The sequence below is a fragment of the Streptomyces sichuanensis genome (genome assembly GCF_020328095.1).
GTDB lineage: Bacteria > Actinomycetota > Actinomycetes > Streptomycetales > Streptomycetaceae > Streptomyces > Streptomyces cinnamoneus.
Genome location: NZ_JAIXMK010000061.1, coordinates 1 through 21,539 on the forward strand (window position 1 = coordinate 1; position 21,539 = coordinate 21,539).

General features: G+C 72.3%; 17 protein-coding genes. 5 read left to right on the top strand and 12 right to left on the bottom strand.

The features are described 5' to 3' along the window. On the top strand, positions 1-424 hold a 424-nt coding region (locus LE181_RS18510; RefSeq protein WP_225662415.1), incomplete at its 5' end, for a PucR family transcriptional regulator. 24 nt (positions 425-448) lie between these two features. On the opposite strand, the gene LE181_RS18515 is transcribed toward LE181_RS18510, so the two are convergent. The 3 genes from LE181_RS18515 to LE181_RS18525 all read right to left on the bottom strand — a co-directional run bounded on the left by LE181_RS18515 (position 449) and on the right by LE181_RS18525 (position 2,575). Next, complete coding sequence (locus LE181_RS18515) at positions 449-640, bottom strand: ferredoxin (RefSeq protein ID WP_225662416.1); 192 nt, start codon at positions 638-640, stop codon at positions 449-451. 20 nt (positions 641-660) lie between these two features. Next, positions 661-1,869, bottom strand: a complete 1,209-nt coding sequence (locus LE181_RS18520; protein WP_443742922.1) for a cytochrome P450 — start codon at positions 1,867-1,869, stop codon at positions 661-663. A gap of 109 nt (positions 1,870-1,978) precedes the next feature. After that, entirely contained in the window at positions 1,979-2,575 is a 597-nt protein-coding gene (locus tag LE181_RS18525) for a TetR/AcrR family transcriptional regulator (RefSeq protein ID WP_225662418.1), read from the bottom strand. A 95-nt stretch (positions 2,576-2,670) separates the two neighbouring features. On the opposite strand from LE181_RS18525, the gene LE181_RS18530 reads away from it, so the two are divergent. Next, complete coding sequence (locus LE181_RS18530) at positions 2,671-4,242, top strand: MFS transporter (RefSeq protein WP_225662419.1); 1,572 nt, start codon at positions 2,671-2,673, stop codon at positions 4,240-4,242. A gap of 118 nt (positions 4,243-4,360) precedes the next feature. Here the strand turns inward: LE181_RS18530 and serA are convergent, their stop codons facing one another. The 6 genes from serA to LE181_RS18560 all read right to left on the bottom strand — a co-directional run bounded on the left by serA (position 4,361) and on the right by LE181_RS18560 (position 14,135). After that, on the bottom strand, positions 4,361-5,965 hold the full coding sequence (gene serA, locus LE181_RS18535) for a phosphoglycerate dehydrogenase (RefSeq protein ID WP_225662420.1): 1,605 nt from the start codon (positions 5,963-5,965) through the stop codon (positions 4,361-4,363). A 241-nt stretch (positions 5,966-6,206) separates the two neighbouring features. Continuing rightward, positions 6,207-7,208, bottom strand: coding sequence for a ketol-acid reductoisomerase (gene ilvC, locus LE181_RS18540; protein ID WP_225662421.1), 1,002 nt, complete (start codon positions 7,206-7,208; stop codon positions 6,207-6,209). A gap of 119 nt (positions 7,209-7,327) precedes the next feature. Next, on the bottom strand, positions 7,328-7,852 hold the full coding sequence (gene ilvN / locus LE181_RS18545; RefSeq protein WP_225662422.1) for an acetolactate synthase small subunit: 525 nt from the start codon (positions 7,850-7,852) through the stop codon (positions 7,328-7,330). Positions 7,853-7,892: 40 nt separating this feature from the next. Continuing rightward, complete coding sequence (locus LE181_RS18550; protein WP_225662423.1) at positions 7,893-9,761, bottom strand: acetolactate synthase large subunit; 1,869 nt, start codon at positions 9,759-9,761, stop codon at positions 7,893-7,895. Positions 9,762-9,992: 231 nt separating this feature from the next. Beyond that, entirely contained in the window at positions 9,993-12,878 is a 2,886-nt protein-coding gene (locus LE181_RS18555; protein WP_372458409.1) for a putative bifunctional diguanylate cyclase/phosphodiesterase, read from the bottom strand. A gap of 294 nt (positions 12,879-13,172) precedes the next feature. Then, the gene (locus LE181_RS18560; RefSeq protein ID WP_225662425.1) at positions 13,173-14,135 is read right to left on the bottom strand and encodes a 2-hydroxyacid dehydrogenase; all 963 of its coding nucleotides are present in this window, start codon (positions 14,133-14,135) and stop codon (positions 13,173-13,175) included. 74 nt (positions 14,136-14,209) lie between these two features. On the opposite strand from LE181_RS18560, the gene LE181_RS18565 reads away from it, so the two are divergent. The 3 genes from LE181_RS18565 (at position 14,210) to LE181_RS18575 (ending at position 16,625) form a co-directional block, all read left to right on the top strand. Beyond that, on the top strand, positions 14,210-15,220 hold the full coding sequence (locus tag LE181_RS18565; protein WP_225662426.1) for an aldo/keto reductase: 1,011 nt from the start codon (positions 14,210-14,212) through the stop codon (positions 15,218-15,220). 90 nt (positions 15,221-15,310) lie between these two features. Then, positions 15,311-16,444, top strand: coding sequence for a PQQ-dependent sugar dehydrogenase (locus LE181_RS18570; protein WP_225662427.1), 1,134 nt, complete (start codon positions 15,311-15,313; stop codon positions 16,442-16,444). Between the two features lie 16 nt (positions 16,445-16,460). Then, positions 16,461-16,625, top strand: coding sequence for a DUF6191 domain-containing protein (locus LE181_RS18575; protein ID WP_225662428.1), 165 nt, complete (start codon positions 16,461-16,463; stop codon positions 16,623-16,625). Between the two features lie 110 nt (positions 16,626-16,735). Here LE181_RS18575 and LE181_RS18580 read toward each other — a convergent pair whose 3' ends face one another. The 3 genes from LE181_RS18580 to gatB form a co-directional block, all read right to left on the bottom strand. After that, complete coding sequence (locus tag LE181_RS18580) at positions 16,736-18,973, bottom strand: MMPL family transporter (protein WP_225662429.1); 2,238 nt, start codon at positions 18,971-18,973, stop codon at positions 16,736-16,738. Positions 18,974-19,187: 214 nt separating this feature from the next. Beyond that, positions 19,188-19,775: an AMIN-like domain-containing (lipo)protein gene (locus tag LE181_RS18585; protein WP_225662430.1), complete on the bottom strand. Its 588-nt coding sequence runs from the start codon at positions 19,773-19,775 to the stop codon at positions 19,188-19,190. A gap of 236 nt (positions 19,776-20,011) precedes the next feature. Beyond that, entirely contained in the window at positions 20,012-21,520 is a 1,509-nt protein-coding gene (gene gatB, locus LE181_RS18590) for an Asp-tRNA(Asn)/Glu-tRNA(Gln) amidotransferase subunit GatB (protein WP_225662431.1), read from the bottom strand. Between the last annotated feature and the right edge of the window lie 19 nt (positions 21,521-21,539).

A 21,539-nucleotide genomic window follows, 5' to 3' on the forward strand; every position in this document is an offset into this window, starting at 1 on the left:
GGCCCTGGCCGCGGCCGGGCTCGCGACGCCCCGCAAGGGGCTGGCGGAGCTCCCCGCGGCCTGGACGGAGGCGCTGGGGGCCGCGCGGGCCGCGGTGGCGGAGCGGCGGCTGGGGCCGGTGGCGGAATGGGCGGGGATCGGCCCGTACCGGGTGCTGACCGGGCTCGCGGCCGAGCGCGCGGCGGACCCGGCGGTGCTGCCGCTGCTGGCGCCCGCGCACACGGAGCTGGCCCGCACGGCCGAGGTGTACCTCGACTGCGCGGGCCAGGCGGGCCGTGCGGCGGCGGCCCTGGGCATCCACCGGCAGACCCTCTACTACCGTCTGGGCCGGGTGGAGCAGCTGACGGGCCTCGACCTGGACGACGGCGAGGACCGGCTGCTGCTGCACATGACCCTCAAGGGGTCCCGGCTGCAGCGGCCGTGACGCCCTCCGCGTGCGCGCCGCCGGCTATTCGCCGGCCGTGATGGCCTGGACGGGACAGCCGCGCACCGCTTCCTTGACGAGCGGGTTGCCCGCGCCGTCCTCCTTGCCCGGGAGGACGGTGCCGAAGCCGTCGTCGTCCTGGGTGAAGACGTCGGGTGCGGTGAGGGCGCACATGCCCGAGCCGATACAGACGCCGGAGTCGATACTGATGCGCATTCGGGTGCTCCGTTCTTCGGTCACCAGGTGACCGGGAGTGCGTAGAGACCTTGCAGGGTGTCGCCGGGTTTGATGGGCACCTCGTCAGGAGCAACGGCCAGACGCAGGGTGGGGATACGGGCGAAGAGGGTGGTGAGGGCTATTTCCATCTCGGCGCGGGCCAGGTTCTGGCCCAGGCACTGGTGGACGCCGTAGCCGAAGGCCACGTGGTGGCGGGCGACCCGGCGCACGTCGAGGGCGCCGGGGTCCGCGTAGACGCCGGGGTCCCGGTTGATGGCGGAGGTCGGCAGGAGCACGCCGTCGCCGGCGCGGATGGTGTGCCCGCCGATCTCGATGTCCTCCGTGGCGACGCGCACCATGCCGTCGGCGATGGACAGGTAGCGCATCAGCTCCTCGACGGCCCCGGGCATCAGGGCGGGGTCGGCGCGCAGCGCGGCCAGCTGCCCGGGGTGTTCGAGGAGGGTGTACGTCCCGAGGGTGATCATGTTGGACGTGGTCTCGTGGCCGGCGACGAGCAGGATCATGGCCAGCAGGGCGAGTTCCTCCCGGTCGAGCTCGCCCGTGCCGAGGCGGTCGGCGATGAGCTCGTCGAGGAGCCCGTCGCCGGGGTGCGCCTCCTTGGCGGCCACGAGGTGGTGGAGGTAGTCCTTCAGCTCCTCCCGCGCCGCGTTGGACTCGGCGGCGGTGGGGGCGGTGAGCAGCGCGCGGGAGCGGCTCTCGAAGAACTCGTGGTCGGCGTAGGGGACCCCGAGGAGCCGGCAGATGACCATCGACGGCACGGGCAGGGCGAACGCGGAGAGGAGCTCGGCCTCCGGGCCGCGTTCGAGCATGGCGTCGATGACGCCGTCCACGATGGCCTGGATCGCCGGGCGCATGGCGGCGATGCGCTTGAGGCCGAAGCTCGGGATCAGCATCCGCCGCTGGCGGGCGTGCTCGGGGTCGTCGACGCCCAGGAGCGGGATGTCGAGCTCGGCCTGGTTCGCGAAGCGCGCCAGCACGACGGGGAAGGAAGGATTCTTCCGGTCGGCGGAGAGCCGCCGGTCGGCCAGCAGGGCGCGGGCCTCGGCGTGGCCGGTCACGGCCCACACCTGACGGCCGTCGTAGAGGGTCATGCGGCCCACCGGCCCGCGCTCGGCCAACTCGGGGTAGGCGGCGGGCGGGTGGTACGGACAGGTGCGGTCCTGCGGGAAGGAGGGGGCGTAGGGGGCAGTGGAACGGGCGTCGGTCAGGGGCACGAGCAACCTCCCGGACATTCCTACTGGTGTACTCGGGCAACCAGTACAGCGAATACATCCCGGTTACGTCCAGTACGCCCCATCAACCCGCCCTCGCGCAACGCTATTTCTCCGGGACCTCCAGCACGGTGCCGGCCACGGCGCGGCGCATGCCCTCGACGACGTCCCGGCCCGCGGGCACCTGCTTCGGGTCGATGAGCCACTGCACCCACAGCCCCGTGAACAGCGCGTAGTACAGGAAACCGGTGGTCCGCGCCGCCTCGGCCGGCACCGCGCCGTCGTCCACCCCCTCGAAGACGGCCACCAGCCCCTCGCGCCCCTGGGGCATCACCGCGGCGAACCGCTCGCGGAGGACGGGGTGGTTGTCCAGCTGTCCGATCACCTCCAGCTGGGCGGCCCAGAACTGACGGTCGCCCGAGAAGCTGTCGACGATCCCGTCGACGACGGCGGCGAGCCGCTCGTCGTGGGGGACGCCGGCCGCGGCGGCACGGGCCAGGGTGTGCGTGATCTGCTCGCCCCAGTCCTCGGTCAGCTTCAGGAACGCCTCCATCATCAGCGCGTCCTTGGAGCCGTAGTGGTAGCCGATCGAGGCGAGGTTGGCGCCCGAGGCCGCCACGATGTCGCGCGCGGTGGTGCGCACCCAGCCCTTGTCCAGCAGGCAGCGCTTGGCGCCGTCGAGCAGATCTTCCCGGTGTCCCATACCGGCACCCTAGCGCGCCCTGTACGGACGTTCCAGACGGCCGTCTTATACGAGCGTTCTAGACAAACGTTTAAGACGCCCGTATATTCCTCGGCATGACGAACCCCAGCGCACCCCTCGCCGGGCGCAGGGAGTGGACGGCCTTCGTCGTCCTCCTGCTGCCCCTCCTCCTGGTCTCCATGGACGTCTCGGTCCTCTTCTACGCCGTGCCCGTGATCAGCGAGGACCTCCGGGTCACCGGCACGCAGCAGCTGTGGATCTTCGATGTCTACGCCTTCGCCCTCGCCGGGCTGCTGATCACGATGGGTTCGCTGGGCGACCGGATCGGCCGCCGGAAACTGCTGCTCTTCGGCGCGGCGGCCTTCGGGGCGGCGTCCGTGGCGGCCGCGTACGCACGGGACGCCGAGACGCTCGTCGCGGCCCGCGCGGTGCTCGGCATCGGCGGCGCGACGCTGATGCCCTCGACGATGGCGCTGGTGCGCAACATGTTCCGCAACGACCGGCAGCGCAGCAGGGCCGTCGGCATCTGGTCCGGCGCCATGGCGGGCGGCATCGCCCTGGGGTCCGTGGTGGGCGGCGTGCTGCTGGAGCACTTCTGGTGGGGCTCGGTCTTCCTGATCAACGTGCCGGCCATGGTGCTGCTGCTCGTCCTCGTGCCCGTCCTCGTCCCCGAGTTCAAGGACCCCGCTCCGGGCGCCTTCGACCTGCTGAGCGTCCCGCTGTCGATGGGGGCCGTCCTGCCGGTGGTCTACGGGCTGAAGCAGACGGCGGCCGACGGGTTCACCCTGCCGTCCACCGCGTGCGTGGCCGCGGGCCTGGTCGTCGGCTGGTTCTTCGTACGCCGCCAGCGCACCCGGCGCGACGCCATGATCAGCCGGGAGCTCTTCCGGAAGCGTGGCTTCGGCATCGGCGTCACCGTCAACACCGTCGCCTCGGTCGGCATGATGGGCTCGGCCTACTTCACGACGCAGTACCTCCAGAGCGTGCTCGGCAAGAGCCCCCTGGACGCCGCCCTGTGGGGCCTGCTGCCGTCGCTGGCGGTGGCCGCCGTCGCCCCGCTGGCGACCACCGCCGCCCAGAAGGCGGACAAGGCCCTGGTCATCGCCGCCGGCTTCCTCGTCGGCGCCGCCGGCTACGGCGTGCTCGCCCTGTCGGACACCGACTCCCTGGCCCTGGCCCTGACCGGCGCCGCCCTGATCTGCTGCGGCATCGTCACCGTCATGGCCCCCGCGTCGGACATGGCCCTGGCCACCGCCCCGCCGGAGAAGGCCGGTTCGGCCGCCGCGCTGCTGGAGACCGGCCAGGAGTTCGGCAACGCCCTCGGCATGGCGGTCTTCGGCAGCGTCGGCACCGCGGTCTACCGCCGCGACGTGACGGACACGATGCCGTCGGACCTGCCGCACGACGCGCTGGAGACGGTGCGCGAGACGCTCGGCGGAGCCGTCGGGGTCGCGGCGCACCTGCCGGCCCGTACCGGCGGGGCGGTGCTCGGCGCGGCGCGGGAGGCGTTCACTCACGGCATGGCCGTCGCCTCCGTCGGGGGCGCCGTCCTCCTGGCCCTGGCAGCGCTCCTCGCGGTGACCACCCTGCGGGGCGTGCGCAGCGGGGACACGACCACGGCCACCGACGGGCCGGTCACCCCGGAGCCGGCTCCGGCCCGGTCCTGAAAGACCACGAGCGGCGCCCCCGGCCAACCGGCCGGGGGCGCCGCTCGCCTTCCCGCCTCGGCGGCCGCCCTCCGGACCCGCCGGGGTCCGGGGCTCGCGGCCGTCAGGGACCCGGAGCTCAGTCCGTCAGGTTGACGGCCCGGGCCGACGTGGCCCCGATCTCCGCGGCGATCTCCGCGAGGACGGCCGGCGGCACGGACTCGTCGACGGTCAGGGCCACCAGGGCCTCGCCGCCCTCCGTCGCCCGCGAGACCTGCATGCCGGCGATGTTGATGCCGGCCTCGCCCAGGATCCGGCCCAGCGTGCCGACGACGCCCGGACGGTCCTCGTAGCGCAGGAAGGCCATGTGCTCGGCGAGGGCGAGGTCCACGTCGTGGTCGCCGACCGCGACGATCTTCTGCAGGTTCTTCGGACCGGCCAGCGTGCCGGAGATGGAGACCTCGCCACCGCCGGACAGCGTGCCGCGCACGGTGACGACGTTGCGGTGGTCCGGCGACTCCGAGCCCGTGGTCAGCCGGACCTCGACGCCACGCTCCTGCGCGAACAGCGGGGCGTTCACGTACGAGACGGTCTCGTCGACGACGTCCTCGAACACGCCCTTGAGCGCGGAGAGTTCGAGGACCTTCACGTCGTGCTGCGTGATCTCGCCGTAGACCTCGACGTCCAGCCGCACCGCCACCTCGCCCGCCAGGGCGGTGAAGATCCGGCCGAGCTTCTCGGCCAGCGGCAGCCCCGGCTTGACGTCCTCGGCGATGACGCCGCCCTGGACGTTGACCGCGTCCGGCACCAGCTCGCCGGCCAGTGCGAGCCGCACGGACTTGGCGACGGCGATGCCGGCCTTCTCCTGGGCCTCGCCGGTGGAGGCGCCCAGGTGCGGGGTGGCCACGACGTTGTCGAACTCGAACAGCGGCGAGTCGGTGCACGGCTCGGACGCGTACACGTCGAGACCGGCGGCGGCGACCCGGCCCTCCTTCAGGGCGGTGGCCAGGGCGGCCTCGTCGACGATGCCGCCGCGCGCGGCGTTGACGATGCGCACGGACGGCTTGACCTTGTGCAGCGCGTCGTCGCCGATGAGGCCGATCGTCTCGGGCGTCTTGGGCAGGTGCACGGTGATGAAGTCGGCGGCCTGGAGCAGCTCGTCGAGCGTCAGCAGCTTGACGCCCATCTGGGCGGCGCGCGCCGGCTGCACGTACGGGTCGTAGGCGACGACCTTCATGCCGAAGGCGGACATCCGCTGGGCGACGAGGACGCCGATGCGGCCCAGGCCGACGACGCCGAGGACCTTCTCGCTCAGCTCGACGCCGGTGTACTTCGAGCGCTTCCACTCGCCGTTCTTCAGCGCGGAGTTGGCCTGCGGGATGTTGCGGGCCGTGGCGATCAGCAGGCCGCAGGCCAGCTCGGCGGCGGTGACGATGTTGGACGTGGGCGCGTTGACGACCATGACGCCGGCCTTGGTGGCGGCGGAGACGTCGACGTTGTCGAGACCGACGCCGGCCCGGGCGACGACGCGCAGCTTCCGGGCGGCCGCGACCACCTCGGCGTCGATCCGGGTGGCGGAGCGCACGAGGATGGCGTCGACGTCGGCGACCGCGGGCAGCAGCGCGGAGCGGTCGGCCCCGTTGCAGTGCCGGATCTCGAAGTCGGGACCCAGGGCGTCGACGGTGGCGGGCGACAGCTCTTCGGCGATGAGTACGACGGGTTTACGAGACGAAGCAGGGCTCACGGGGTCTCAGTCCTCACTAACTTCGCGGACGGCCGTCCCGACGGCCGAAGGCGGTGAAGGGGGCAGCCGCGTGGAAGACGCACGACGCTGTGAGCCTGACGCGTTGTGCTCCGCAGTGTATCGGGGTGTCCCGGCCGGGCTCCGGGCCGTTGCGGAAACGTCACCCGCCGGGGTCTGGACACGACGGACACGGCGGGACGGATGCGGGCCCCGGGGTGTGCCCCGGGGCCCGGACGGCGGACTACTCCTTGTCGTCGACCCAGCTCATCAGCTTGCGCAGCTTCTTGCCGGTGGTCTCCAGCAGGTGGTCCTCGTCGGCCTTCTTGTACTCGTTGTACTTCGGCAGGCCCTCCTGGTACTCCTTCATCCAGTTGTTGGCGAAGGTGCCGTCCTGGATCTCGCCGAGGACCTTCTTCATCTCGGCCTTGGTCGCGTCGGTGACGATGCGCGGGCCGGTGACGTAGTCGCCCCACTCGGCGGTCTCGGAGACGGACCAGCGCATCTTCTCCAGGCCGCCCTCGTACATGAGGTCGACGATGAGCTTCAGCTCGTGGAGGCACTCGAAGTAGGCGATCTCGGGCTGGTACCCGGCCTCGACGAGGGTCTCGAAGCCCGCCTTGACCAGCGCCGAGGCGCCGCCGCACAGGACGGCCTGCTCGCCGAAGAGGTCGGTCTCGGTCTCCTCGGTGAAGGTGGTCTTGATGACGCCGGCGCGGGTGCCGCCGATGGCCTTGGCGTAGGAGAGGGCCAGCGCGAAGGCGTTGCCGGAGGCGTCCTGCTCGACGGCGGCGATGCAGGGAACGCCGCGGCCCTCCTCGTACTGACGGCGCACCAGGTGGCCCGGGCCCTTGGGGGCGACCATGCAGACGTCGACACCGGCCGGGGGCTTGATGAAGCCGAAGCGGATGTTGAAGCCGTGGCCGAAGAAGAGGGCGTCGCCGTCCTTGAGGTTGTCCTTGACGGACTCCTCGTAGACCTTGGCCTGGATCGGGTCCGGCACGAGGACCATGATGACGTCGGCCTCGGCCGCGGCCTCGGCGGGCGTGACGACGCGCAGGCCCTGCTCCTCGGCCTTCTGGCGGGACGTGGAGCCCTCGTGGAGGCCCACGCGGACGTCGACGCCCGAGTCCCGCAGCGACAGCGCGTGGGCGTGGCCCTGGCTGCCGTAGCCGAGGACCGCGACCTTGCGGCCCTGGATGATGGAGAGGTCGGCGTCGTTGTCGTAGAAGAGCTCGGCAGCCACTGGGGATATCTCCTTGTTTCCGGTGTGTCCGGTGTTACGTCCCACCGTATGACGGGCGGGGTGCGGGAAGGGTGAGGGGTGCCGCCGCGCGCGGCCGCGGGCGGCGGCACGCAGGGCGGTCAGGCCGAGCGGTCGAGGGCGCGCAGGCTGCGGTCGGTGATGGACCGCGCGCCGCGCCCTATGGCGATCGTCCCGGACTGCACCAGCTCCTTGATGCCGAACGGCTCCAGCATCTTGAGCATGGCGCCGAGCTTGTCGCTGCCGCCGGTCGCCTCGATGGTGACGGCCTCCGGGGAGACGTCGACGGTCTTGGCGCGGAAGAGCTGGACGATCTCGACGATCTGGGAGCGGGTCTCGTTGTCGGCGCGGACCTTCACCAGGACGAGTTCGCGCTGGATGGCGGCGCTCTCCTCCAGCTCGACGATCTTCAGCACGTTGACGAGCTTGTTGAGCTGCTTGGTGACCTGCTCCAGCGGCAGCGTCTCGACGTTGACGACGATCGTGATGCGGGAGATGTCGGGGTGCTCGGTGACCCCGACGGCGAGGGAGTCGATGTTGAAACCGCGGCGGGAGAACAGCGCGGCGACTCTGGTGAGGATGCCGGGGGTGTTCTCCACCAGGACGGAGAGCGTGTGCTTGGTCATGGGATGGCCTGGGAGCCTCTCGTCTCGAAGTCGGTGGCGGTCAGTCGTCGTCGATGCCGTCGAAGTCCGGGCGCACGCCACGAGCCGCGAGGATCTCGTCGTTGGAGGTGCCGGCGGCGACCATCGGCCAGACCATGGCGTCCTGGTGGACGATGAAGTCGACCACGACGGGCCGGTCGTTGATGGCGTTGGCCTCGGCGATGACCTTGTCCAGGTCGGCGGGGTCCTCGCAGCGCAGCCCGACGCAGCCCATGGCGTCGGCGAGCTTGACGAAGTCGGGGACGCGGGTGCCGGCGGCGGCCTCCTTGCCGTCCGACTCCGGGCCGGAGTGCAGGACGGTGTTGGAGTAGCGCTGGTTGTAGAAGAGCGTCTGCCACTGCCGGACCATGCCCAGGGCGCCGTTGTTGATGATGGCGACCTTGATGGGGATGTTGTTCAGCGCGCAGGTGACCAGTTCCTGATTGGTCATCTGGAAGCAGCCGTCGCCGTCGACGGCCCACACGGTGCTGTCCGGCCGGCCGGCCTTGGCGCCCATGGCGGCGGGCACGGCGTAGCCCATGGTCCCGGCGCCGCCGGAGTTGAGCCAGGTCTGCGGCTGCTCGTAGCGGATGAAGTGCGCGGCCCACATCTGGTGCTGGCCGACACCGGCGGTGTAGATGGTGTTCTCGGGCGCGAGCTCCCCGATGCGCTGGATGACCTGCTGCGGGGAGAGGCTGCCGTCCTCGGGCTGGTCGTAGCCCAGGGGGTAGGTGTCGCGCCAGCGGCTGAGGTCCGCCCACCACTCGGTGTAGTCGCCGGTGTGGCCGTCCGCGTGCTCGGCCTGGACGGCGACGATCAGGTCGGCCAGGACCTCGCGGGCGTCACCCACGATCGGGACGTCGGCGGTGCGGTTCTTGCCGATCTCCGCCGGGTCGATGTCCGCATGGACGATCTTGGCGTAGGGGGCGAAGGAGTCCAGCTTGCCGGTGACGCGGTCGTCGAAGCGGGCGCCGAGGGCGATGATCAGGTCGGCCTTCTGCAGCGCGGTGACCGCGGCGACCGAGCCGTGCATGCCGGGCATGCCCAGGTGCAGCGGGTGGCTGTCGGGGAAGGCGCCCAGGGCCATGAGGGTGGTGGTGACGGGGGCGCCGGTCAGCTCGGCGAAGACCTTGAGCTCGGCGGTGGCCTTGGCCTTGAGCACGCCGCCGCCGACGTAGAGGACCGGGCGCCGGGCCTGGGTGATCAGCTTGGCCGCCTCGCGGATCTGCTTGGCGTGCGGCTTGGTCACCGGGCGGTAGCCGGGCAGGTCGGTCTGGGGCGGCCAGACGAAGGTCGTACGCGCCTGGAGGGCGTCCTTGGCGATGTCGACCAGCACCGGGCCGGGGCGGCCGGTGGAGGCGACGTGGAACGCCTCGGCGATGGTGCGCGGGATCTCGGCGGGGTCGGTGACCAGCCAGTTGTGCTTGGTGATCGGCATGGTGATGCCGCAGATGTCCGCCTCCTGGAAGGCGTCCGTGCCGATCGACTTGGACGACACCTGCCCGGTGATCGCGACCAGCGGCACCGAGTCCATGTGGGCGTCGGCGATGGGGGTGACGAGGTTCGTCGCACCCGGGCCCGAGGTGGCCATGCAGACGCCGACCTTGCCGGTGGCCTGCGCGTAGCCGGTGGCCGCGTGGCCGGCGCCCTGCTCGTGGCGGACGAGGATGTGGCGGACCTTCGAGGAGTCCATCATCGGGTCGTAGGCGGGGAGGATCGCGCCGCCGGGGATGCCGAAGACGGTGTCGGCCCCTACCTCTTCCAGGGAACGGATGAGGGACTGCGCACCGGTGAGGTGCTGCTCGACGATGGCGGGCTGCTGCGCCCCGCCGCTTCGGGGCCGCGGCTGCGGATGATGATGGGCCCCGGTGGCCTGCTCTGTCATCGACATTCTCTTCTCGAAGGCTTCGGATTCGACGGTTTCGACGGGTGTTCGAGGGGTGTCAGTGCGACTTCGATGGGTGTCAGTGCAACAAAAAACCCCTCGTGCCGTGAGGCAAGCGAGGGGAGCGCGCCGGTGTGGTCAGCAGGACTTCATGGGCCTGCTTCAGCCGACGCGCTTTCCAAGTACGAGAATTCGGGTGCGCATGAAAACGACCCTCCCTCCGGGGCACCTGAAGTGTCAAGTGGGTGGGACGGGCGTCTCATTATTTGAGCGCAATGGAGCATGTGCGAGGGCTCCCGCACCGCCCACCGCTCCGGATCGTACGGGCAGTGCGCCCCCGACGAGCACCTCGCGACCGCCCCCGGGGGCTTCACTCGGAAGGGTGTAGGGGCCGCTGTCGAGGGCGTGCTGCAGCCGGGCTTCGTCGAGCGCTCCGGCGAAGGCGGCGCCCTGGCCGTGGGTGCAGCCCATGGCGAGCAGGGCACGGGCCTGCTCGGGCTCGTCGACGCCGTCGGCGACGGAGAGCATGCCGAGGTCGCCGGCGATCCGCAGCAGTCCTGCGGTGATCTTGTGCAGCCGGGCGGAGTCGGCGACCCCTTCGACCAGGCCCCGGTCGAGCTTGAGGACGTCGATGGGGAGCCGGCGCAGGGCGCTCATGGCGGCGTATCCGCTGCCGAAGCCGTCGAGCGCGATGCGCACACCGAAGCGGCGCAGCGAGGCCAGCCGCCGTTCGAGCTCGTCGAGGGGGATGCGCGGGTCGCTGCCGGAGAGCTCCAGGACCAGGGAGCCCGCGGGCAGGCCGTGGCGGAGCACGATCGCCTCGATGTTCTTGGGCGGCAGCGACTTGTCCAGGAGGCGGGCGGCGGACAGGCGGACGTAGACGGGCACGGTGTGGCCCGCGCGGCGGCGCCGGTCGGCCTGCTCGACGGCCCTCTCCAGCGTCCAGCGGCCGAGCTCGGCGGTGCGGGCGCTCTCGTCACCGCGGTCCATCTCGGCCACCCGCAGGAACTCGTCGGGGGTGAAGAGGATGCCCTGGGCGGAGCGCCAGCGGGCCTGCGCGGAGACGGCGGTGATGCGGCCGGTGGCCAGCTCGACGACGGGCTGGTGCAGCAGGGCGAACTCGCCGTCGTGCAGGGCGGTGCGCAGCCGGCTGGCGAGCTCGGTGCGGCGCACGACGTCGGCCTGCATCTGCGGTGCGTACAGCTCGACGCGGCCCTTGCCGGCCTGCTTGGCGCGGTACATGGCCAGGTCGGCGTTGCGCATGAGGGTGCCGGGGGTGATGTCCGGCTCGGCGAAGGCCACGCCGATGCTGGCGGCGACGCGGACCTCGGTGCCGCCCTCGACCAGGTAGGGCTGGGAGAGGGTGACGCGCAGCCGGTCGGCGATCTCCAGGATGCGGTACTCGCGGACGGCGGCGTCGCGGGTGCCGTCGCCGATGATGAGCGCGGCGAACTCGTCGCCGCCGAAGCGGGCGGTGGAGTCGCCGGCGCGCACCGAGTCCTGGAGCCGGCGGGCGGCCTGGACCAGCAGTTCGTCGCCGGCCTGGTGGCCGACGGTGTCGTTGACGGCCTTGAAGCCGTCGAGGTCGATGAAGAGCACGGCGGTGCCGGCGTCGGTGACTCTGCGGCCGGCGAGGGCCTGCTGGACGCGCCGGGTGAACAGGGCGCGGTTGGGCAGGTCGGTGAGCGGGTCGTGCTCGGCGGTGTGCTGCAACTGGGCCTGCAGACGGACGCGTTCGGTGACGTCACGGCTGTTGAAGATCAGACCGCCGTGGTGGCGGTTGACGGTGGACTCGACGTTGAGCCACTCGCCGCTGCCGGAGCGGAAGCGGCACTCGATGCGCGTGGTGGGCTCCTCCGCGGGCGGGGCCGCGAGGAAGCGGCGCACCTCGTGGACGACGCGGCCGAGGTCCTCGGGGTGGATGAGCGTGGCCAGTTCGGAGCCGACGAGCTCCTCGGCGTCGCGGCCGTAGACCCCGGCGGCGGCCGGGCTGACGTAGCGCAGTATGCCGGTGGGTGCGGCGATCATGATGACGTCGCTGGAGCCCTGCACCAGGGAGCGGAAGTGGTTCTCCTTCTGGGCCAGCTCCTGGGTGAGGGAGATGTTGTCCAGCAGCATGATGCCCTGGCGGACGACGAGCGCCAGGACGACCGTGCAGCCCGTGAACAGCACGACCCTGTCGACGTGGTGGCCGTCCAGGACGTTGTACAGGATGCCCAGGGTGCAGACGGCGGCGGCCAGGTACGGGGTGAGGGCGGCGAGGGAGCCGGCGATGGGCCGGCCGGCCTGCGGCACGCTCCGGCCGCGCCGGGCGAGGGTCTCCTCGCCCTCCTCCCGTGCCACCCAGGGGGCGTACGCCATGAGCATGTAGCCGGCGAACCAGCCCGCGTCGAGGATCTGCCCCGAGCGGTAGTGCTCGCGCAGCAGCGGCGAGGTGAACAGCGCGTCGCACAGGACCGTCAGGGCGAGGGCCGCGATGGCGGTGTTGATGGCGGAGCGGTTGGCGGACGAGCGCTTGAAGTGCAGCGCCAGCACCATGGACACCAGGACGATGTCCAGCAGCGGGTAGGCGAGGGAGAGCGCGGCGTGGGCGACGGTCTCGCCCGCGAAGTGCGCGGTGTGAGCGAGGGCCAGGCTCCAGGAGAGCGTCAGCAGCGAGCCGCCGATCAGCCAGGAGTCCAGCGCCAGGCAGACCCAGCCGGCGCGGGTGACCGGGCGGCGGGCGAGCACCAGCAGGCCGATGATGGCGGGCGGTGCGAACAGCAGGAAGCAGAAGTCGGCCGGCGAGGGGCTCGGCACGTGCCGGCCCAGGACGACCTCGTACCAGCCCCAGACGAAGTTGCCGAAGCCGGCCATGGCGGAGGAGGCGGCGAACAGCAGCCAGGCGGGCCGGAAGCGGGTGCTGCGGGTGCGGCCGTACCAGAAGCAGGAGGCGGCGGCGAGCCCGGCGGCGCCGCTGAGGCCGAAGTCGCCCATGGTGGTGGCCAGCTCGGCCGAGCCCCAGCCGAAGACCGCGCCGGTGGCGTAGCCGCCGCAGACGACGGCGAGGAACAGCTGCGGGAACACGCCCGGGCCGCCGGCCTGGGCCGGCCGGCGGGTCAGGGCCGCTCCGGGCGCGCTCACCGCGCCGCCGCCCTGAACGGGCCGCCGGTCCTCGGGAGCCTTCGGGCCGGGGTCGCCGCGCCGTGCGGTCGCGGTCGGTGCTTGAGCCGCGTCGGGTAGATCGTCCATTGGCCGTGCATCGCCCGTCGCCCCCCTTGAGTTCCGGTACTTCGCTGCGCCCGTACGGTGCGCGGAGCAGCCCCCGTCGGGACGATACACCAGAGTCGTCACTCAGGGACATAGCTCATATACATAGCGTAACTAGCTACCGGATTACGGATACACAGCGCAGCCAAATGGTGCCTCTACGTGGTATCAGACGGCAGTGGCTACGACATTCCGCAGAGGCTCGTCCAGTGCGAATCTGGTCAGTTGATCTCGCAGGAGGGCCTTGGCGCGGGGCAGGAACGCCGAGGAGGGGCCGCCCACATGGGGCGTGACGAGGACTCCCGGGGCCTTCCACAGCGGGTGGCCGGCGGGCAGCGGTTCGGGGTCCGTCACGTCCAGTGCGGCCAGCAGCCGGCCGCTCTCCAGCTCGGCCAGGAGCGCCTCGGTGTCCACGACCTTGCCGCGGGCGACGTTCACCAGGAGCGCGCCGTCCTTCATGCGGGCGAGGAAGGCGGTGTCCACGAGGCCCGTGGTCTCCGGGGTGAGCGGCGTCGCGAGGATCACCACGTCGGCGTCGGGCAGCAGTTCCGGCAGGGCCGTCACGGGATGGACCGGCCCGCGTGCTGCCGTGCGCGGAGAGCGCGCGACGCGCACAACCCGCGCGCATTCAAAGGGAACGAGCCGGTCCTCGATGGCGGCGCCGATCGAGCCGTAGCCGACGAGGAGCACCGACTTGTCGGCGAGCGCCGGCCGGAAGGACGGCCGCCACTCCCCCGCGTCCTGGGCCCGGACGAAGCCGGGGACGCCGCGCAGGGCGGCGAGGACGAGCGTCAGGGCCAGCTCGGCGGTGCTCGCGTCGTGCAGTCCGCGGGCGTTGCACAGCCGTGCGCCGGAGGGCAGCCGCCCCACCTCGGGCAGCAGGTCGTCCACGCCGGCGGTCAGCGCCTGGACGACGCGCACGCCCGTCATCGCGGGCAGCGGGCGCGTCTCCACGGCGGCGCCCTTCATGTAGGGCACGACGTAGAAGGCGCAGCGCGCCGGATCGGTGGGGAAGTCGGGACCGCCGTCCCAGTGGGCGTACTCCAGGCCCCCGGGCAGGCCGTCGATCTCCTCGGGACGGATCGGCAGCCAGGCGAGGGGTCGCTGGGAACCGCTGTGATCTGCGCTCATGTCTGGAGGCTATGCGAAGTGACCTCAGTGGCAGAGGTTAGTTTTGGGGCCGAGGAACGGGAGGGGTACGGCCGGTGGAGCGCAGGACAATCGGTGCGACGGCGCTCGAAGTGGGTGCGATCGGCCTCGGGTGCATGCCGATGCACTGGGCGTACAGCGCCTCCCAGCAGAGCGGCGAGACCGCGCTGCGCACCGTCCACGCGGCCCTGGACGCCGGGGCCACGCTGCTGGACACCGCCGACATGTACGGGCCGTTCACCAATGAGTTGCTGGTGGGGCGGGTGTTGCGGGAGCGGCGCTCGGAGGCGTTCATATCGACCAAGTGCGGGCTGCTGGTGGGTGAGCAGCACATCGTCGCCAACGGCCGGCCGGGCTATGTGAAACGTGCCTGCGACGCCTCGCTGCGGCGCCTGCAGACCGACGTCATCGACCTTTACCAATTGCACCGCCCCGACCCGGAGGTGCCCGTGGAGGAGACCTGGGGGGCGATGGCCGAGCTGGTGTCCGCGGGCAAGGTCCGGGCCCTGGGGTGGTGCGCGATCGGCGCCCGGGCCCGGCGCCGGTACGGCGCCGCGGCCGGGGCGGGACCGGGGATGTACGACACCACGATCCGCCAGCTGGAACGGGTGCAGCAGGTCTTCCCGGTCAGCTGCGTCCAGGCCGAGCTGTCGGTCTGGTCGCGGGAGGCGCTGGACCGGCTGGTGCCGTGGTGCGCCTCGCGCGGGGTGGGGCTGCTGGCCGCGATGCCCCTGGGGAACGGTTTCCTCAGCGGCACGCTCACCCCGGGACAGGGGTTCGAACCGGAGGACATCCGGGCGCGTCACCCCCGCTTCACCGCGGACATGATGGCCGCCAACCAGCCGATAGTGGCCGGGCTGCGGCGCGTCGCCGACCGCCACGGCGCCACGGCCGCCCAGGTCGCCCTGGCCTGGGCGCTGGCCCAGGGGCGGCACGTGGTGCCGGTGCCGGGGACGAAGAAGGCGCGCTGGGCCGTGCAGAACGCCGAGGCCGCCGGACTGCGGCTGACGGTGCAGGACTTGGCCGAGATCGCGGCGCTGCCCGGCGCGATCGGATCGTGGGACTGAGTCGCGCGACGGGGTCGTGGGACCGGGGGCGGTGTCGGTGGCGGGGTGTATCAAGGAGGGGTGATCCGCTCCCGCGAGAGGAGACCCCTCGTGCGACGCCCGACCGCCACCGCCGTACTGGCCGTGTCCGCGCTGCTGATCGTCACGGGCTGTTCCGGCGGTTCACCCTCCCGGGGCCCGGCCCCCTCCTCCTCGCGCGCCGGCGCACCCACCCCCTCGGCGGGCTCCGCCCGGGGCTCCGCCGAGGTCGTCGCCACGGCCGCCACCCGGCTCGCATCGCCCTGGGGCGTGGCCCCGCTGCCCGGCGGTGACCTGCTGATCGGCTCGCGCGACACGGGCACGGTCGTACGCGTCGGGGCGGACGGCGGCCGGCGGGCACCGCTGGGCACGGTGCCGGACGTCGCCGCGGCCGGCGAGGGCGGCCTGCTGGGCCTCGCCGCGTCGCCCCGCTACCCCACCGACCACCTGCTGTACGCCTACGTCACCACCGGCTCCGACAACCGCATCGTCCGCATGCCGGTCGACGAGGGGGCGCCGGAGGGCCGGCGGCTGGGCGCGCCGGCGGTGGTCCTGCGCGGCATCCCGAAGGGGACGGTGCACAACGGCGGCCGCATCGCCTTCGGCCCCGACGGGATGCTCTACGCCGGTACGGGCGAGAGCGGCCGGCGCGGCCTGGCCCAGGACCGGGCCTCCCTGGGCGGCAAGATCCTGCGCCTGACCCCCGAGGGCCGGCCCGCGCCCGGCAATCCCGACCCCGGCTCCGTGGTCTACAGCTACGGGCACCGCAACGTGCAGGGGCTGGCGTGGGACGCGGAGCGGCGGCTGTGGGCGTCGGAGTTCGGCCAGGACACGTGGGACGAGCTCAACGTGGTGGAGCCCGGCGGGAACTACGGCTGGCCGCAGGCCGAGGGCACGGCGCACCGGCCGGGCCTGAAGGACCCGGTGGTGCAGTGGCGGACGGCCGACGCCTCGCCGAGCGGGCTGGCCTACGCGGCCGGCTCCCTGTGGATGGCCGGCCTGCGGGGCGAGCGGCTGTGGCGCATCCCGCTGCGGGGTGCCACGGCCGCGGCCGAACCCCGGCCCTTCCTGCAGGGGAACTACGGGCGGCTACGGACTGTTGTTCCCCTGGGGGACGACGGCCTGTGGCTGACGACGAGCAACACCGACGGCAGGGGCAGCCCGGCCGCCGGCGACGACCGGCTGCTGCGGCTGAAGGTGACCTGACGGAAGGGGACGTGCCGTGTTCAACGTGTTCGAGGAAGTGTTCGCACCGGGCCGGAAGCACACGGAGGAGGAGCTCAACCGGCTGGAGCTCACCCGCGACGACGCCGACGACGGCGACCCGGGCAAGGGCCCCATCGACCTCGACTCCGGCCAGGTGGTCATCCGCCCCCGCCGCGGCTGACGTCTCTGCCGCAGGCTGACGCCCTTGGCCGGGCCGACGGCCCGGCGCGGCCCGGCCCCTCGGCCGACGGCGCGGCGCGGGGGCCGCCACGGGGACGGAAAGAACGCCCGTCAGCGGGCGAGCGGTACCGCTTCGGCCTGCTCGTCCGTTCGGTCGGGGCGGTGCACCGCGGGCAGCGCCGGCAGCGGCACCACGGGCTCGGGCTCCTCCGGCGGCTCGATGCTGATGCGCGGCAGCAGCCGTTCCAGCCAGGCCGGCAGCCACCAGTTGGCGCCGCCGAGCATGTGCATCAGGGCCGGGACCAGCAGCGTGCGCAGGACGAACGCGTCCAGGGCCACGGCCGAGGCCAGGCCGATGCCGAACATCGCGATCACCCGGTCGCCGCTGAGCACGAACGCCAGGAAGACGGAGATCATGATGACCGCCGCGGAGTTGATCACCCGGCTGGTCTCGGCGAGGCCCACGCGGACGGCCCGCGTGTTGTCACGGGTGGCCAGCCACTCCTCGTACATCCGGCTGACCAGGAAGACCTGGTAGTCCATCGACAGCCCGAAGAGCACCGAGACCATGACCACGGGCAGGAAGGGCTCGACGGGACCGGCGCCGCCCAGGCCGAGCAGCTCGCTGCCCCAGCCCCACTGGAAGACCGCCACGATGAGGCCGAAGGAGGACGCCACGGCGGCGATGTTCATCGCCGCGGCCTTCAGCGGTATGCCGATGCTGCGGAAGGCCAGCAGGAGCAGCAGGCAGCCCAGGCCCACGACGGTGCCCACGAAGACGGGGAGCTTGCCGAGTATCACGCCGGCGAAGTCGTCGTAGCTCGCGGTCATGCCGCCCACGCGCACCTCGGGGCCGCTGCCGCCGGTGGCCTTGGGCAGGACCTCCGTCCGCAGCCGGTCCACGAGCTCGCTGGTCGCCCGGGACTGCGGCGAGGTGGTGGGGACGACGGTGATGACGCCGGTGTCACCGCTGCCGTTGAGGACCGAGGGGGTGACGGAGGCGACGCCCGGGGTGTGCCGCAGGGTGTCGGGGAGCTTGTTGAAGGCCAGGCTGTCGGCGGCGCTGTCCAGCCGCGCCACGAGCGTCAGGGGCCCGTTGACCCCGGGCCCGAAGCCGCCGGCCAGCATGTCGTACGCCTGGCGGGTGGTGCTGGAGGCGGGCTGGTTGCCCTGGTCGGAGGTGCCCAGGTGGAGCGAGAGCGTCGGCAGGGCCAGCACGAGCATGACGGCCGCCGCGAGCGCGCCCAGCAGCTTGGGGTGCCGCTCGATCAGCGCCGACCAGCGGGCGGCCAGCCCGGTGGGGGTCTCCGGCCGGGGACCGTGCTCGGCCAGGAGGCGGCGCTCCCGGCGGCTGAGGGCGCGCTCGCCGATGACGCCGAGCAGCGCGGGCAGCAGCGTGACGGAGGCGGCCACGGTCAGCACGACCGTCAGCGAGGCCGCGAGGGCGACGCCGTTGAGGAAGCTCAGCCGCAGGATCAGCATGCCGAGCAGCGCCACGCAGACGGTGCCGCCGGCGAAGACGACGGCCCGGCCGGTGGTGGCGACGGCCCGTTCGGCCGCGAGCGGCACGGGCAGCCCCTGCTTGAGGCCGCGCCGGTGCCGGGTGACGATGAACAGGGCGTAGTCGATGCCCACGCCGAGGCCGATCAGGGTGCCCAGCATGGGGGCGAAATCGGCCACCTTCATCAGGTGGCCCAGCAGGACGGTGCCCATGGAGGCGGTGCCCACGCCGACGACGGCGGTGGCGATCGGCAGCACGCTCGCCGCGGGCGAGCCGAAGACGACCAGCAGGACCACCGCCGCCACGGCGATGCCGATGATCTCGCTGAGGTGTCCGCTCGCCCCCTGGGACGAGGCGATGCCGCTGCCGCCCAGCGCGACGTGGAGGTTGCCGTCCGCCGCCGCACGGGCGGTCTCGACGACCTTCTCGACCCGGGCCGGGGCCGGGTCGCCGGTGGCGCCGTCGAAGGTGAGGGAGGCGTAGGCGGTGTGCCGGTCGGGGCTGATCTGTGCGCTGCCGCGCCCGCCGCTGTACGGGCTGTCCACCGAGGCGACGCCGGGCAGGGCGGCGATCTCGCGGAGGGTGGCGGTCATGCGCTGCTCGACCTCGGCGGAGCGCACGGTGCCCCGGTCGGTGTGCCAGACGATGGTGTCGTCGCCGCCGCGGCCGGGGAACGCCTTCTCCAGCAGGGCCGTCGCGCGGGAGGACTCGGTGCCGGGGACGCGGTAGTCGTCGGAGTACGCGGAGCCGGCGACGGTGGCCGCGAGGGTCGTACCGGCCAGCACCACGAGCCACAGGGCGATGACGGCGAAGCGGCGGCGCAGGCACCACCGGGCAAGTGAGGTCATAACCTGCTTCCCGGGTAACGCGTCGGTCTCGCCGGGATGACCCCGTGGTGACGACCGCTGAGGAAGGTTGAGCAACGGGACAGAAGGCCCGCTGAGGGCCTTCTGCCGCCCACTGTGGCAGCGCGAAAAGATCCTTTGTCTGTTTTGTGGGTTATACCACAGTGCGCCCGGGATTATGTCCTACCGTAGTGCCGGTCCGACGGACGGTGACGGCTCAGCGGAAGCCGCGCCAGGTGTGGGCGACGTCCACGACGACGTGGTTGCCCTGCTGGAACACCCGGAAGGGCAGCCGCGCCCGCACACCGAGGCCGACCTGCGTGTCGCCCTCGAAGCTGCCCGCGAAGCGGGTGTCCTGGAACGTCCGGTAACCGCTGACGTCCACGCCGGGCAGCGGCAGGCCCGCCTTGCCGTCGTAGACCGGCTTGCCCGTGGCCGGGTCGTAGCTCGGGGCGGCCACCCGGACCTCCAGGACGGCGCCGCCGCCGACCGGGATGACGTCCCCGGAGCCGTCCTGGTGCAGCGTGTCGACGTACTGCACGCGGTAGCCGACCGGCGCCCCGGTGTCCGGGCCCAGGACGTCGAAGACCATGCGGTCGTAGCAGTCGTGCCGACCGGTCCTGATGTCCCGGAGCGGCTTGTGGCCGGTGGCCGTGCTCACCTTGGGCAGGCTCCCCCAGTCGGCCGCGCAGGCCGCGGAAGCCGCCGGGGCCCCGGCCGCCACCGCCGCGCCCGCCGGCAGTGTCACCGCCAGCCCGGCGCCCGCCAGCAGGAGCGCCGCCAGTCGCGTTGTCACCCGTCGCATGTCCCTACCCCCAGCATTCACATGCGGGCACGCGGACCGGCCCGCTGTCGGGATCATGCCGGACCGTTTCGGCGCGTGGGACACCAATGGCCGAATTCAGACCGTCCCGGGCGGACCCGGGCCGGTTCCCACCGCTCTGACCGCTCTTCCACGGCTCCGGGAACGGCCGATGGCCGCCCCTCCGAAGAGGGACGGCCATCGCCCGCCGTTGACGGCGGGATGCCGAGGGGCCGGAATCAGCCCTCGACGCCCAGCTTCTCCAGGATCAGCTCGCGCACGCGCGCCGCGTCCGCCTGACCCCGGGTGGCCTTCATGACCGCGCCGACGAGCGCGCCCGCCGCCGCGACCTTGCCGGCCCGGATCTTGTCGGCGATGCCCGCGTTGGCCGCGATGGCCTCGTCCACGGCCGTGCCCAGCGCGCCCTCGTCGGAGACGACCTTCAGGCCGCGCTTCTCGACGACCTCGTCCGGGGCACCCTCGCCCGCGAGCACGCCCTCGATGACCTGGCGGGCCAGCTTGTCGTTGAGGGAGCCCTCGGCGACCAGCGCGCACACCCGGGCGACCTGCTCGGGGGTGATCTCCATCGCGGCGAGGTCGGTGCCGGCCTCGTTGGCCCGGCGGGACAGCTCGCCCATCCACCACTTGCGGGCGGACGCGGCGTCGGCACCGGCCTCGATCGTGGCGACGATCAGGTCGACGGCGCCCGCGTTGAGGATCGACTGCATGTCGTGGGCCGAGACGCCCCACTCCTCGCGCAGCCGGTTGCGGCGCAGGCGCGGCAGCTCGGGCAGGCCCGCCCGCAGCTCCTCGACCCACTCGCGGGAGGGGGCCACCGGCACCAGGTCCGGCTCGGGGAAGTAGCGGTAGTCCTCGGCCTCTTCCTTGATCCGGCCGGACGTCGTGGAGCCGTCCTCCTCGTGGAAGTGACGGGTCTCCTGCAGGATCGTGCCGCCCGAGGACAGCACGGCCGCGTGCCGCTGGATCTCGAAGCGCGCGGCGCGCTCGACCGAGCGGAGCGAGTTGACGTTCTTCGTCTCGCTGCGGGTGCCGAACTTCTCGGCGCCCTTCGGCATCAGCGAGAGGTTGACGTCGCAGCGCATCTGGCCCATCTCCATGCGGGCCTCGGAGACGCCGAGCGCCTTGATGAGCTCGCGCAGCTCGGCGACGTACGCCTTGGCGACCTCGGGGGCGCGCTCGCCCGCACCGGTGATCGGCTTGGTGACGATCTCGATGAGGGGGATGCCGGCGCGGTTGTAGTCCAGCAGGGAGTGGGAGGCGCCGTGGATGCGGCCGGTGGCGCCGCCCACGTGCGTGGACTTGCCGGTGTCCTCCTCCATGTGGGCGCGCTCGATCTCCACGCGGAAGACCTCGCCGTCCTCCAGCTGGACGTCCAGATAGCCGTTGAAGGCGATGGGCTCGTCGTACTGGGAGGTCTGGAAGTTCTTCGGCATGTCCGGATAGAAGTAATTCTTCCGGGCGAAGCGGCACCACTCGGCGATCTCGCAGTGCAGCGCGAGACCGATCTTCACGGCCGACTCGACGCCGACGGCGTTCACGACCGGCAGGGAGCCGGGCATGCCGAGGCAGGTGGGGCAGGTCTGCGAGTTGGGCTCGGCGCCCAGCTCGGTGGAGCACCCACAGAACATCTTGGTCTTGGTGCCGAGCTCGACGTGCACCTCAAGCCCCATGACGGGCTCGTAGGTGGCAAGCGCCTCCTCGTACGACACCAGTTCAGTGACGGTCACGGAAAACTAACCTCTCAGT

Bases quoted from the DNA above. Each gene is read 5' to 3' on its own strand.
- LE181_RS18515 (WP_225662416.1), bottom strand. From the start codon at position 640: ATGCGCATCAGTATCGACTCCGGCGTCTGTATCGGCTCGGGCATGTGC.
- LE181_RS18525 (WP_225662418.1), bottom strand. From the start codon at position 2,575: ATGGGACACCGGGAAGATCTGCTCGACGGCGCCAAGCGCTGCCTGCTG.
- LE181_RS18530 (WP_225662419.1), top strand. From the start codon at position 2,671: ATGACGAACCCCAGCGCACCCCTCGCCGGGCGCAGGGAGTGGACGGCC.
- ilvN (WP_225662422.1), bottom strand. From the start codon at position 7,852: ATGACCAAGCACACGCTCTCCGTCCTGGTGGAGAACACCCCCGGCATC.
- LE181_RS18550 (WP_225662423.1), bottom strand. From the start codon at position 9,761: ATGTCGATGACAGAGCAGGCCACCGGGGCCCATCATCATCCGCAGCCG.
- LE181_RS18560 (WP_225662425.1), bottom strand. From the start codon at position 14,135: ATGAGCGCAGATCACAGCGGTTCCCAGCGACCCCTCGCCTGGCTGCCG.
- LE181_RS18580 (WP_225662429.1), bottom strand. From the start codon at position 18,973: ATGACCTCACTTGCCCGGTGGTGCCTGCGCCGCCGCTTCGCCGTCATC.
- LE181_RS18585 (WP_225662430.1), bottom strand. From the start codon at position 19,775: ATGCGACGGGTGACAACGCGACTGGCGGCGCTCCTGCTGGCGGGCGCC.